The following is a 12,756-nucleotide window of genomic DNA, read 5'->3' as shown; positions in this document are numbered from 1 at the left end:
CTCAGGTGAGCCGTGCTCGGGGATCGAGCACGCCGTAGGACAGGTCGACGACGGCGTTGGCGACGACAACGAGAAAACCTGCGAACAAGGTGCAGCCGAGCAGGGTCGGCAGGTCGCGGGCGTGCACGGCCTCGATCAGCAGGCCGCCCAGGCCCGGCAGGCTGAACACCCGCTCGGTGATCACGGCACCGCCGAGCAGCGACCCGAACTCGATGCCGGTCAGCGTCACGACGGGCAGCAACACGTTGCGCAGCGCGTGTTTGCCGACGACGGTCCGCTCCGGCACGCCCTTGGCCCGTGCGGTGCGGATGAAGTCCTCGCTCATCGTCTCGAGCATCTGCGTGCGGGTGAGCTTCACGTAGTGGGCGCCGTGCGCGAACGCGAGCACGCTCCACGGCAGCACCAGCCCCCATGCCCAGCGCACCGGGTCCTCCGTGAACGCGGTGTAGTTGCCGACCGGCACCACGTTCAGCTGGAACCCGAGCACGAGGATCCCGAGCAGCCCCACCAGGTACACCGGCGCGGACACGCCGATCACCGATCCCGCCAGCGCGGCCCGGTCGAACCAGGAGTCCTTGCGCAGCGCGGCGTACACGCCGATCGCGACGCCCACACCGACCCACAGCACGGCGGCGCCGATCGCGAGCGAGAACGTCACCGGCAGCCGGTCGCCGATCAGCTCCAGCACGTCGGCGTTCTGCCGGAACGAGTAGCCGAAGCACGGTGCGGCGCAGTGGATCGCCGTCGCGCCGGCGCCGAACGTGCGGCCGGTGAAGATGCCGCCGAGGAACGTGAGGAACTGCTGCCACCAGGGTTCGTCGAAGCCCATGAACTCCCGCGCCAGCGCGAGGTTCTCCGGCGTGCACGGCTTGCCGCACGCCAGCAGCGCCGGGTCCGAGGGCACCAGGTAGAACACGACGAACGTGCAGAAGGCGACGATCAGCAGCACGAGCACCATGCCGCCGAGTCGAGTCAGCGCATACCTGAGGGTGGTCATCGGCGGGTCACCGATCTCGGGTCGAGCGCGTCCCGCAGCCCGTCGCCCAGCGCGTTGAACCCCCAGGTGACGGCGAACAGCGCGAGGCCGGGGAACAGCAGGTAGGCGGGGTCGACCCGGACCCAGTCGATCGCGGCGCTGATGGACCGGCCCCAGCTCGGCGTGGGCGGCAGCACCCCGACGCCGAGGAACGACAGCGCCGCCTCCAGCCCGATCTTGCCGGGCACCGACAACGTTGCCATGACCAGCACCGGACCCCAGAGGTTCGGCAGGAGCTCGGTGCGGAACACCTGCCACGGCGAGGCGCCGAGCACGCGGGCGGCCTTCACGAAGTTGCGTTCCTTCAACGTGAGCACTTGGGCGCGCACGATCCGCGCGGTCGACGGCCAGCCGAAGAACCCGATCACCACGATCAGCAGCAGCGCCCGCGGGAACTCGACGGGCACCACCGCGCCGATCGCGATCATGAACACCAGGTACGGGAACCCGAGGAAGACGTCGGCGCTCCAGGTGATCACCCGGTCGATCCAGCCGCCCAGGTACCCGGCGGCGGCGCCGATCAGCACCCCGAGCCCGATCGACACCAGCGTGGCCGCGAACCCGATCAGGAACGACGTCCGCGCGCCGTGCACGACGATCGCGAACAGGTCCCGGCCGGTCAGCGGCTCGACGCCGAACCAGTGCTCGCCGCTCACCCCGCCGAACGACCCCGCGGGCAGCCCGCTTTCCGGGGCCAGCGCGGTGGCGTCGTAGGTGTACGGGTCGTGGCCCTCGATGGCGGTGAGGACGTCCGCGAAGATCGCGACCAGACCGATCACCACGACGGTGACGGTGCCGGCGAGCGCCCAGCGATCGCGGGCGAGCACCGATCTGATCGCGGCGGGCACGGACCGCGCGACGGGAGTGGACAACTGCGTGACCTGCTTCTCGGGCGTGATGATGATCTGTCGCGGCGCACAGTAAGCCGATCGAGTGAGCGCGTCTGCCACGTCCACTGAGTGAGAATCCTTCAACACTATTGCTTCAGTGTTGACCGAAATTAAGTTGCGCGCGGTGGCAGGGTGGATCCACGTGGACACCGACGTACAACGGCTTCGACAGATGTCCGGGCTGATCACGCCGATGGCGCTCCGGGTCGCCGTGACCCTGGGACTGCCGGACCGCCTGCGTGACAACCCCGCCACAGCCCAGGAACTCGCATCCGAACTCAAGGTCGACCCGCTCGCGCTCGACCTGCTCCTGGCCCACCTGACGACCCTCGGTGTGGCCGAACTGACAGACGCCGGCTACCGCACCACGGACTTCGGCGCGCTCCTCGGCGCCGGTGCGGGCAACGGCCTGAACAACCTGCTGCACCACGACTCCGCCGCCGGACGCGCCGATCTGGCGTTCATCGACCTGATCCACAGCGTCCGCACCGGCGAACCGGCCTACCCGGTGCGCTACGGCCAGGACTTCTGGACCGACCTGACCGAGCAGCCGCACCTGCGCGAGGCCTTCGACCAGCAGATGAACAACCGGATGAGCGGCTGGATCCCGCAGGTCGTCGAGAACTTCGACTGGTCGCGGTTCGGCACGCTCGTCGACGTGGGTGGCGGCCACGGGAGCCTGCTCGCCGCGATTCTTGCCGCGAACCCGGACATGCGCGGCCACCTGGTCGATCTTGAAGACAGCGCGGCGGGTGCGCGCGAACTGTTCCGCGAGCGTGGCCTCGAAGGCCGGACGGAGGTGACCGGCGGCAGCTTCTTCGATCCCCTGCCGACCGGCGACGCCTGCCTGCTGTTCGACATCCTGCACGACTGGGACGACGAGCAGGCGCATCGGATCCTGGCCCGGTGCGCCGAGGCGGGGCAACGGGTTCTCGTCGTGGAGTCCCTCGGTGAGAGCACGGAGTTCGACCTGGTCATGCTTGTGCACTTCGGTGGGCGTGACCGAGGGCTCCACGACTTCGAACGGCTGGCCTCGGCGCACGGACTCCGGTTGGAGTCCGTGACTCAGGTGACCGGTGGGCGCAGCCTGCTGGAGTTCACTCGCTGAGTGCGGCGATCCGTTCCTGGGCCTCGGCGCACGGACTCCGGTTGGAGTCCGTGACTCAGGTGACCGGTGGGCGCAGCCTGCTGGAGTTCACTCGCTGAGTGCGGCGATCCGTTCCTGGGCCTCGGCGAGGTCGTCGGAGGTCGGGGCGTCGTCCTGGGTGAGGGTCCGCCGCCAGTAGCCGGTGAACTCGATGTCCTTCTTGGACACTCCGAGGCCGACGAAGTGTCTGCGCAGCGCGCGAACCGCGGAGGCCTCGGCGCCGAGCCACACCCACGCCGGCGACGGCACCTCGGCCGCCGTCACCACCGAGACCAGGTTCTCCCCGGCACTGCGGTGAATCCACCGCACGCCGGGGATGTCCTGTTCCTCCAGCGGATCCGCGACCTCGACGAACACGAGCCGTTGCTGGGCAGCAGGCAGCAGTTCCAGCAGTGAGCCGATCGCGGGCAACGCCGTCTCGTCGCCCGCGAACACCAGCAGGTCCGCGGTGCCGAGCGGCCGGGCGTAGTCGCGCGATGGCCCGAACCGGCCGATGACGTCACCCACCCGTGCGTTGGCGGCCCATTTCGACGCAGGACCGTTGTCGCCGTGCAGCACGAAGTCGACGGTCAGCACGCCGTCGATCAGCGACCGCACGGTGAAGCTGCGCATCCACGGCCGTTCGGACTCGGGCATCGCCATGTAGGCCTGGTACCAGGTGCCGACGTCCGGGGCGTCCGACACGTGCGCCGATCCACCGGGCCGCGGGAAGAGCAGTTTGAGCTGCTGGTCCGGCCAGGTGCCGATCTCGCGCAGGCCGGGTCCGGTGAACGTCATCCGCGTCATGCGCGGGGTGACCGGCCGGACCGAGGTGACCGTCAGCAGGCTCACGACAGATACTCCCTCAGGTGCCGGGCGGTGAGGGTGTCCGAAGTGGACACGAGCTCGCCGGGGGTGCCGGAGAAGACGACCTGGCCGCCGTCGTGTCCCGCGCCGGGGCCCATGTCGACGATCCAGTCGGCGTGCGCCATCACGGCGAGGTGGTGCTCGATCACGATCACCGTGTTGCCGGCGTCGATCAGCTGGTCCAGCAGCCCGAGCAGCTGGTCGACGTCCGCGAGGTGCAGGCCGGAGGTCGGTTCGTCCAGCACGTACGTGGAGGCCTTCTCCGCCATGTGGATCGCGAGCTTCAGCCGTTGCCGTTCGCCGCCGGACAGCGTGGTCAGCGGCTGGCCGAGCGACAGGTACGACAGGCCGACGTCGTGCAGGCGGCTGAGCACCGCGTGGGCCTGTCCGGACGGGAAGAAGTCGCGGGCGTCGGCGACGGACATGCCGAGCACCTCGCTGATGTTCTTGCCCCGCAACGTGTAGCGCAGCACCTCGGGCGTGAACCGCTTGCCCTCGCACTTCTCGCAGACCGTGGCGACGCCAGCCATCATCGCGAGGTCGGTGTAGACGAGCCCGATGCCCTTGCACTTCTCGCACGCGCCTTCGGAGTTCGCGCTGAACAACGCCGCCTTGACGCCGTTGGCCTTGGCGAAGGCGGTGCGCACCGAGTCGAGCAGGCCGGTGTAGGTGGCGGGGTTGGACCGGCGCGAGCCGCGGATCGGCGACTGGTCGACCGTCACGACGTCCGGGCCCTTGCGCAGCGAGCCGTGGATGAGCGACGACTTGCCGGAGCCCGCGACGCCGGTGACGACGGTCAGCACGCCGAGCGGCAGGTCGACCGAGACGTCCTTGAGGTTGTTGGTGCGGGCGCCGCTGATCGTCAGGAAACCCTTGGGGGAGTGGAACTCCGACCGCAGCTTGGCCCGGTGGTCGAGGTGGCGGCCGGTCAGCGTGCCGGACGCGCGCAGGCCCGCCACGTCGCCGGAGTAGCAGAGGTGGCCGCCGTTGACGCCCGCGCCGGGGCCGAGGTCGACGACGTGGTCGGCGATCTCGATGGTCTCCGGCTTGTGCTCCACGACGAGCACGGTGTTCCCCTTGTCCCGCAGGCGGAGCAGGAGGTTGTTCATCCGCTGGATGTCGTGCGGGTGCAGGCCGACGGTCGGTTCGTCGAACACGTAGGTGATGTCGGTGAGCGAGGAACCCAGGTGCCGCACCATCTTCACGCGCTGCGACTCGCCGCCTGAGAGCGTGCCGGACTCGCGGTCGAGCGACAGGTAGCCGAGGCCGATCTCGACCAGCGAGTCGAGCGTGCCCCGCAGGGTGGCGAGCAGCGGTGCCACTGACGGGTCGTCGATGGCGTGCGCGAACTTCGCGAGGTCGCTGATCTGCATCGCGCAGCAGTCCGCGATGTTCGCGCCGCGGATCTTCGAGTTGAGCGCGGCCTCGTTGAGCCGGGCACCCTTGCAGTCGTTGCAGGTCGCGAAGGTGACGGCCTTGTCGACGAACGCGCGGACGTGCGGCTGCATGGACTCGCGGTCTTTGCTGAGGATCGTGCGCTGCAGCTTCGCGATCAGGCCGTCGTAGGTGACGTTGGTGCCGTTGATGTTCAGCTTCGTCGTCGGCTTGTAGAGGAAGTCGTCGAGCTGCTGCTCGGTGAACGTCGAGATCGGCTGGTCGGCGGGGTAGAGGCCGGAGTTCGCGAGGACCTGCCAGTACCAGGTGCCGACGCCGTAGTTCGGGGCGTCGATGGCGCCGTCGTTCAAGGACTTCGTCCGGTCGACGATGGCGTCCACGTCGATGGTCGTGACCTTGCCCAGGCCCTCGCAGGCCGGGCACATGCCTTCGGGCAGGTTGAAGCTGAACGCGCCGGACGTGCCGACGTACGGCTCGCCGAGGCGGCTGAACACGATCCGGAGCATGGTGTGGGCGTCGGTGGCGGTGCCGACCGTGGAGCGGGAGTTCGCGCCCATGCGTTCCTGGTCGACGATGATCGCCGCGCTCAGGTTGTGCAGCGCGTCGACGTCCGGGCGGCCGATCGACGGCATGAACGACTGGAGGAACGCGGTGTAGGTCTCGTTGATCATGCGCTGGGACTCGGCCGCGATCGTGCCGAATACCAGCGAGGACTTGCCGGAACCGGACACGCCGGTGAAGACGGTCAGGCGGCGCTTGGGGACGTCGAGCGACACGTCCGCGAGGTTGTTCTCTCTGGCTCCGCGGACCTGGATCACGTCATGGCTGTCTGCGACAGCGTTCAAGGCTGCTTCCCCCGTGTTTGATTCAAAACTGTTCTTTATGGCGTAAAGTATCGACCGGCAAGGTTACTTTACGTTGTAAGGAGTCGCAACCGTGGTCGTCTACGCAGGTCAGGGCGACCCGCGCCGTTCCATCGAGCTGCTCTGGCGGGCGTCGGTCGCGGAGAAGCGTTCCGGTCCGAAGCCGGGGCTGAGCGTGGACGCGATCGTCGACGCGGCCATCGCGGTCGCCGACGAACACGGCATGGCGTTCTCGATGCGCGCGGTGGGGGAGCGGCTCGGGCGCACCGCCATGGCGCTCTACACGTACGTGCCGGGCAAGAACGAGCTGGTCGACCTGATGTACGACCGTGCGATGGCCGAGTTGCCCACGTCGTACGAGCTGGACGACGGCTGGCGTGCCGCCGTCACGCGGTGGGCGAACGACATGTGGGAGTTCTACGGCCGCCACCCGTGGGTGTTGCAGGTGTCGCAGGCCCGTCCGGTGCTCGGCCCGCACGAGTTCGCGGTGATCGAGGCGCTGGCCGCGATCCTGGTGGCGACCGGACTGCCCGGCCGGGAGCTGCGCGGCATCGTCGGAGCCGTCAACTACTTCGTGCGCGGCGCTGCCCAGACCGTCGCGGAGGCCCGTGCCGCGGGTGGCGCGACCGGGGAGGCCGACGAGGAGTGGTGGTACGCGCGGTCCGCCGTGCTGCTGGAGATCGAGCCTGACCTGGAGAAGAAGTTCCCGATGCTGCACTTGCTGGAAAACGATCGAGAGCCAATCGATCCGGAACTGCCGTATCTGGAGAACGATGCGGTCGAAAACTTTCGCGGCGGATTGAAAGTGCTGCTCGACGGTGTTGAGGGTGCTGTAGCAAAACCGTGACATAGTCCGGACGTTCAGTGCACACGGACTCGATGAGATCGTGCTCATGGTTTTCGGCAGAGTCCTTGTGGCCGTAGCGTGCGCCCTCGTGCTGACGGCGCAGAGCACGGCGGCCGCACCCTCGCAGGACGACTACCGGCCCGCGACCACGACCACGCGCTACGAGGCCGGCTCGCTGACCGGTGTGGTGCACGCGCCCCGCACGCTCGTCGGCATGCTGCCGATGGTGTTCCACTTCCGCGGATCCGATGTGTACGCGCAGGAACTGGCGCGGCAGGGGTTCGTGGTGGTGCTGGTGGACGATCGGTTCTCGCTGGACCGGCACCGGGAGTTGTGGCGCGGGGTCGTCGCGGGTACGGGACCGCTGGCGGAGCGGTTCGGCAGGTTCGCCGGCCATCTCGCTGTGGCAGAACCGTGACAGCGCGCTCACAGGACCCCCACAAACTCCCGATGAGATCAGCGCATGGCAATCGGAAAAGCCGCGGCCGCCGTCGTGATGGCGATGGTGCTGGCCGCGCCGACCTCCTCCGCGGCCCCCGAACACGGCTCCGGCATCAGAAAGGTCGAGTACTCGCTCGGTGACCGGGCCTTTCAAGTGCCCGGCTTTCACACCGAACCGGACGGACCTGTCGCCGATCTCGAGCTCACCGCGGTCGTGCACGCGCCGCGCACGCTCGTCGGCAAACGCCCGTTGGTGCTGCTCGCGCACGGTTATTGGAAGCCGTGCGCCGGCGACCAGTGGAAGTGGCCGTGTCCAGCAGGGGACGCGTTCCCGAGCTACCGCGGCTACGACTATCTCGCCGAGGAGTTGGCGCGGCAGGGTTTCGTGGTCGTGTCGGTGAGCGTCAACGGCGTCAACGCGGGCGAGATGGGCCAGATCGCGGACGTGGCCAGGGCGGCGGTGATGAGCAGGCACCTGGAGCTGTGGCGCGACCTCGACGACGGCAAGGGTCCGTTGAAGCTGCCTGGGTTCCGCGGACACGTCGACCTCACCAACGTCGGCACGCTCGGGCACTCGCGCGGTGGCCGTGGCGCGGTCTACCAGGCGTCGGACGAACATGCCGGTGAACTGCCGGCCGGGGTGAGGATCAAGGCCGTGCTCCCGCTCGCGCCCGCCGAGTACTACGCGCCGGACCCGGAGGCACCGGAGAACCTGGACTACCGCATCACGAAAATCCCGTTCGCGGTCATGACCGGCAGCTGCGACGGCGCGGTCGACGGTGGTTCGTACATCGACAACGCCAAGGGCCGCAACGTCGTCCCGATCCACGAGGTCACGCCGAAGAACGCCAACCACAACTACTTCAACACCGAATGGTCCTACGACAACGACAGCACCTGCCCGGCCACCGCGCTGACCCCTGAGCAGCAACGTGGGATCGCGACCACGTACATCCCGGCGTTCTTCCAGCAGTACCTGAACGGCCGGCGGAACCCGGTGGTCAGCAAGGGTTTTCCGGGCATCGGCGTCGTGACGCATCAACCGATCGGCTAATTTCCACGAGACGTTCTTTGGGTGTTTCCCCCTTCCTCCGCTGTCAAGGTTGCTGGTGGAAGGGGGAAACTCATGCTCAAGACCACAGCGCTGCTCACCACGGCGCTAGTAGTGCTGACCGCGTCACCCGCGACGGCTCACGCCAGCGGCGACTGGGCGGGGTGGCAGAAGGACCTCAACGGATCCCGGCACAACGCAGCGGAGTGGCGGCTCCACGCGGGCAACGCCGGAAAGCTCAAGCTGAAGTGGGCGCTCGCCTATCCGAAGAGCGAGTTCAACGGCGTCCGCAGCCAGCCGGCGGTCGTGGGGGACACCGTCTACTTCGGTGGCCCTGACCGGAAGTTCTACGCCAGGGACGCGCGCACCGGCAGGGCGAAGTGGGAGTTCGCGCTCCCACCGGCCGACCGGTACGCGTACAACTCCGACGGACCGACGGTCGCCGAAGGCAAGGTCTTCTTCGGTGACAACGCCAGCCGCCTCTACGCGCTCGACCAGCGCACCGGCCGGCTGCGGTGGCAGGTGCAGATGGACGACGGCATCGCCTCGACCACCACCAGCTCGCCGATCGTCCACAACGGACTGCTGTACGTCGGCACGTCCAGTGCCGAGAACACGCTGCCGATCACGCACGCCTGCTGCACGTTCCGCGGCCACATCGACGCCTACGACATCGACACCGGCGCGCTGGTCTGGCGCCACTACACGGTGCCGGAACCGGTCGAGGTCGGCACGTGGCCCAACGGCGCCAAGCGGTTCGAGCCGTCGGGCGCCGGGGTGTGGAGCTCGCCGGTGATCGACCGCAGGACCGGCACGCTCTACGTCGGCACCGGCCAGAACTACACCGGCAAGGGCGGCGAGTTCGACTCGCTGCTCGCGCTCAACGCCCGCACCGGCGCGGTGAAGTGGACCAACCAGGTGACCGACGCCGACACCTGGCGCGACGCGTGCAACACCCCGGACGCCGAGGGCTACTGCCCGGGGCTCAAGGACGGCACCAACCTCGACTACGACATCGGCGCCACGCCGAACCTGTTCGTGGTCAACGGAAGGCAGCTAGTCGGTGTTGGCCAGAAGTCCGGTGTCTACCACGTGTTCGACGCCTCGACGGGGCAGGTCGTGTGGCGTCGCCAGCTCGGCGTGCCGCTGCCCAGCGGTGGCGTCTCCGGCATCCAGTGGGGATCGAGCTACGACGGCAAGCGGCTCTACATCGCGACCTACTACGCGGACCCGGGCAAGCTCTTCGCGGTCGACCCCGGTACCGGCCAGGTGCTGTGGGAGACCCCGGCGCCCGAGGACGGTTGCACGACGGGCGGGGCCGCGGGACAGCCGAACTGCGAGCGGGCGCACGGCCTGCCGGTGTCCAGCACGCCGGGCGTGGTCTGGCTCGGTGCCGCCGACGGCAAGTTCCGCGCGTACGAAGCGAAGACCGGCAGGATCATCTGGTCCTACGACACCGTGCAGGACGTTCGCGGGGTCAACGGGCTGACCGGGCGGGGCGGCACGATGTCCGGTCCCGGCACGGGCGCGGTGGTGTCGGACGGCATGGTCTACGTGCAGTCCGGCTACTACCCGGAGTTCACGAGCCCGCACGGCAGCGTGCTACTCGCGTTCGGCCTGTAGTTTCGCGCGCACGCGGTCGGTCGGAAGCCCGGCCTCCGTGCGCAGTTCCACGGTCTTCTGCCAGGCTTCTCGAGCCAGCTCGGCGTCACCCGCGGCCGCGTGGGTGTCGCCGAGCTGTTCGTACGCACCGGCTTGGAGCGGCAGGTCGCCACCGAGCCGGAACATCTCGCAGGACCGGGTGAACGCCTCGGCGGCCTTCGCGTGCTCGCCCAGCCCGAGGTAGCCGGTGCCCAGGTTGTCCCACGCCTCGGCCTGGCCGATCAGGTGGTCCATCGCCCGCCACATCCGCATCGCACGCTCGGCGTACCGCACGGTCTCGGCGTACTCGCCGAGTTTGCCGTGGCCCCACGCGAGCCCGGTCAGCGCGTTGGCCTGCCCGTAGGCGTCGCCGCACTCCTCGAACAACGCGAGCCCGCGCCGGGTGTGCTCCAGCGCCTCGGCGATCCGGTCGTCCGGGGTCAGCATCGCGATGTTCAGCAGCACCCCGGCCTGGCCCGCCGGGTTGCCCTCGTAGACGTCGAACGCCTGGTGCAGCGCGGCGGTGGACTCCTCTGTCCGGCCCATGCGGCTCAGGCTGCGGCCGAGGTTGATCAGCGTGCGGCCCAGGCCGTCGGCGTCGTCGAGCTGCGCGACCGCGGCGACCGCGAGTTGTTGCGAGGTCAGCAGATCGCGGTAGCGGGCCTGGCGGTCCAGGGCGTCGGCGAGCGACCAGCCCATGAGCCACGTCTGGGCCGCGGTGCCGTGCGGCATCGCCGCCATCAGCGTCGGGTGCTCGGCCATGAGCCACGCCAGCGCGTCCTCGTGCGTGCCGAACCGCTGGACCACCACGCCCGGCGCCGGTTCCGGAGTCTTCGGGCGGTGGCGGCTGGGCGTGTACACGACGCCCGCCTCGACGCCCGTCAGCGCGAGGTGGTCGAGCAACCGGTGCAGCGCCTCGGCCCGTTCGCCGGCGAGGGCGAGCTCGGCCGCGTAGTCGCGGAGCAGGTCGTGGCAGGTGAACCGGCCCGGTTCGGGTTGGTCGAGCAGGTTCGCCCTCGCCAGTTCCGCGAGCAGCGTCCCGGTCTCCCGCTCGCCGAGCCCGGCGAGCGAGGCGGCGCCGGCGAGACTGATGTCCGAGCCCGGCATGAGCCCGAGCAACCGGAACAGCCGCAGCGCCGCAGGGGTCAAAGCCTTGCAGGAGTGGGAGAACACCGAACGCAGGTCGGCGGTGACGTCATCGTCGTCGGCGAACGCGTCGAGATCGGCCAACTCGTCCGCCAGCGCCGCCAGCGGGAACTCCGGCTGCGTCGCCGCCCGCGCCCCGGCCACCGCGAGCGCCAGCGGCAGGCGGGCGCAGCGGCGGACCACGGTGTCGACCGCGTCCGGCTCGGCCCGCGCGCGGTCTTGCCCGATGCGGGCGGCCAGCAGCTCGCGGGCGTCGTCGGGCGGCAGCAGTCCCAACGGCAACGCGTGGGAGTGCGCGGGTTTCAGCGTCGTGCGGCTCGTGATCACCACATGCGCGTTCGGCGTGCGCGGCAGCAACGGCTCGATCTGGTCGGCGTCCGTCGCGTTGTCCAGCAGCATGAGCACCCGCTTGTCCGCGAGCGCGTCCCGCAGCAACGCCGACTGCCCGGCGAGGTCGTGCGGCACCTTGGCGCGCGGCACGTCGAGCGCTGAGAGGAACCGCAGCAGCGCGTCACCGGGACTCACCGCCGCGCCGCTCGGCCCGAACCCGTGCAGGTTCACGTAGAGCTGGCCGTCCGGGAACCGGGCCGCCGCGCGGTGCGCCCAGTGCACGGCGAGCGAGGTCTTGCCGACGCCGCCGGTGCCGGTGATCACCACGACGCCGTTCGGTTCCCGGTCGAGCTCCGCGAGCTCCACCGCCCGGCCGGTGAACGGCTTGGGCGCGGCCGGAAGCTGCCGCGGTGCCGAGGCGGCCTGGAGCCGCCGGTGCAGGGTGGCGAGGTGCCGGGACGGTTCGGCGCCCAGCTCTGCGCCCAGCCGCGCACGCACGATCTCGAAGTGCCGCAACGCTTCCGCCGCGCGCCCGCTGCCGTGCAACGCCTCGATCAGCTGGGCCGCGATCCGTTCGTCCAGCGGCCGTTCCGCCGCGAGGACGTGCAGTTCGGGCACCAGCGTCGAGTGCTCGCCCTGGGCCAGCCGCGCGTCCACGTGGTCGAGCCGGGCGGCGAGCAGCTCGTCCGCGAAGTCCGCGCGTTGCCGCCGGGCCCACGGTGTGTCCAGTGTGGACAGCAGGGGCTTGCCGGCGAGGGTGAGCGCCTCGGTGGTGCGGCCGGTCCGCACGAGGTGCCGGAACAGGTGCAGGTCGATCTCGAGCGGATCGACCCGCACCAGGTAGCCGGCTCCGTCGCGTTCGACCAGGCCGGGCAACGAGTGCCGCAGCCGGGTCAGCCACGTCTGCATCATCGCGCGGGCACGGGGTGGTGGCGCGTCACCCAGGACGCGCTCGACGAGGTCGTCGGCGCTCACCGCCCGGCCCGCGTCGACCAGCAGGACGCCGAGCAGGGCCCCCAGCCGGGTCGGGCCGAACTCGGTCGTGCGATCGCCTGTTCGTGCCGACACCCCGCCGAAGACCGTGAACCGCACGGTGATCACCGTAGTCGGTCCAGCGGAGGCT

Annotated in this window: 10 protein-coding genes; 5 read left to right on the top strand and 5 right to left on the bottom strand. The window is 69.7% G+C overall.

The window, feature by feature from the left end; genetic code table 11:
- Position 1: 1 nt before the first annotated feature.
- The gene (locus BM417_RS01470) at positions 2–997 is read right to left on the bottom strand and encodes an ABC transporter permease (protein ID WP_093587900.1); all 996 of its coding nucleotides are present in this window, start codon (positions 995–997) and stop codon (positions 2–4) included.
- Positions 994–1,908 carry an ABC transporter permease gene (locus tag BM417_RS01465; protein WP_407656076.1) on the bottom strand — a complete coding sequence of 305 codons (915 nt, stop codon included), beginning with the start codon at positions 1,906–1,908 and terminating at the stop codon, positions 994–996. Before BM417_RS01465 ends, BM417_RS01470 begins: the two co-directional genes overlap by 4 nt.
- A gap of 160 nt (positions 1,909–2,068) precedes the next feature.
- On the opposite strand from BM417_RS01465, the gene BM417_RS01460 reads away from it, so the two are divergent.
- The gene (locus BM417_RS01460) at positions 2,069–3,034 is read left to right on the top strand and encodes a methyltransferase (protein WP_245821608.1); all 966 of its coding nucleotides are present in this window, start codon (positions 2,069–2,071) and stop codon (positions 3,032–3,034) included.
- 87 nt (positions 3,035–3,121) lie between these two features.
- Here BM417_RS01460 and BM417_RS01455 read toward each other — a convergent pair whose 3' ends face one another.
- Together BM417_RS01455 and BM417_RS01450 are read right to left on the bottom strand one after the other, a co-directional pair.
- Positions 3,122–3,904 carry a siderophore-interacting protein gene (locus BM417_RS01455; protein WP_218164292.1) on the bottom strand — a complete coding sequence of 261 codons (783 nt, stop codon included), beginning with the start codon at positions 3,902–3,904 and terminating at the stop codon, positions 3,122–3,124.
- On the bottom strand, positions 3,901–6,159 hold the full coding sequence (locus tag BM417_RS01450) for an ATP-binding cassette domain-containing protein (protein WP_093587898.1): 2,259 nt from the start codon (positions 6,157–6,159) through the stop codon (positions 3,901–3,903). The genes BM417_RS01455 and BM417_RS01450 overlap by 4 nt, the downstream gene beginning before the upstream one ends.
- A 91-nt stretch (positions 6,160–6,250) precedes the next feature.
- Here BM417_RS01450 and BM417_RS01445 point away from each other — a divergent pair, with 91 nt between their 5' ends.
- The 4 genes from BM417_RS01445 (at position 6,251) to BM417_RS01430 (ending at position 10,139) form a co-directional block, all read left to right on the top strand.
- The gene (locus tag BM417_RS01445) at positions 6,251–7,024 is read left to right on the top strand and encodes a TetR/AcrR family transcriptional regulator C-terminal domain-containing protein (protein ID WP_093587897.1); all 774 of its coding nucleotides are present in this window, start codon (positions 6,251–6,253) and stop codon (positions 7,022–7,024) included.
- A gap of 88 nt (positions 7,025–7,112) precedes the next feature.
- On the top strand, positions 7,113–7,442 hold the full coding sequence (locus BM417_RS01440; protein WP_143138460.1) for a hypothetical protein: 330 nt from the start codon (positions 7,113–7,115) through the stop codon (positions 7,440–7,442).
- 45 nt (positions 7,443–7,487) lie between these two features.
- Positions 7,488–8,519, top strand: a complete 1,032-nt coding sequence (locus BM417_RS01435) for an alpha/beta hydrolase family protein (protein ID WP_093587895.1) — start codon at positions 7,488–7,490, stop codon at positions 8,517–8,519.
- A gap of 72 nt (positions 8,520–8,591) precedes the next feature.
- A complete protein-coding gene (locus tag BM417_RS01430) occupies positions 8,592–10,139 on the top strand; it encodes an outer membrane protein assembly factor BamB family protein (RefSeq protein WP_093587894.1) in 1,548 nt (515 codons plus the stop codon).
- Here BM417_RS01430 and BM417_RS01425 read toward each other — a convergent pair.
- Positions 10,119–12,725 carry an AfsR/SARP family transcriptional regulator gene (locus tag BM417_RS01425; protein WP_143138459.1) on the bottom strand — a complete coding sequence of 869 codons (2,607 nt, stop codon included), beginning with the start codon at positions 12,723–12,725 and terminating at the stop codon, positions 10,119–10,121. The genes BM417_RS01430 and BM417_RS01425 overlap by 21 nt on opposite strands.
- Positions 12,726–12,756 lie beyond the last annotated feature (31 nt).

Origin of the sequence: Lentzea waywayandensis (assembly GCF_900115955.1) — a bacterium.
GTDB classification, from domain to species: domain Bacteria; phylum Actinomycetota; class Actinomycetes; order Mycobacteriales; family Pseudonocardiaceae; genus Lentzea; species Lentzea waywayandensis.
The sequence above is the reverse complement of the archived record's forward strand: the minus strand, read 5'-3'. Positions and strand labels throughout refer to the sequence as shown.

Coding starts and splice junctions, on each gene's coding strand:
- BM417_RS01470 (WP_093587900.1), bottom strand. CDS start 997: ATGACCACCCTCAGGTATGCGCTGACTCGACTCGGCGGCATGGTGCTC.
- BM417_RS01430 (WP_093587894.1), top strand. CDS start 8,592: ATGCTCAAGACCACAGCGCTGCTCACCACGGCGCTAGTAGTGCTGACC.
- BM417_RS01435 (WP_093587895.1), top strand. CDS start 7,488: ATGGCAATCGGAAAAGCCGCGGCCGCCGTCGTGATGGCGATGGTGCTG.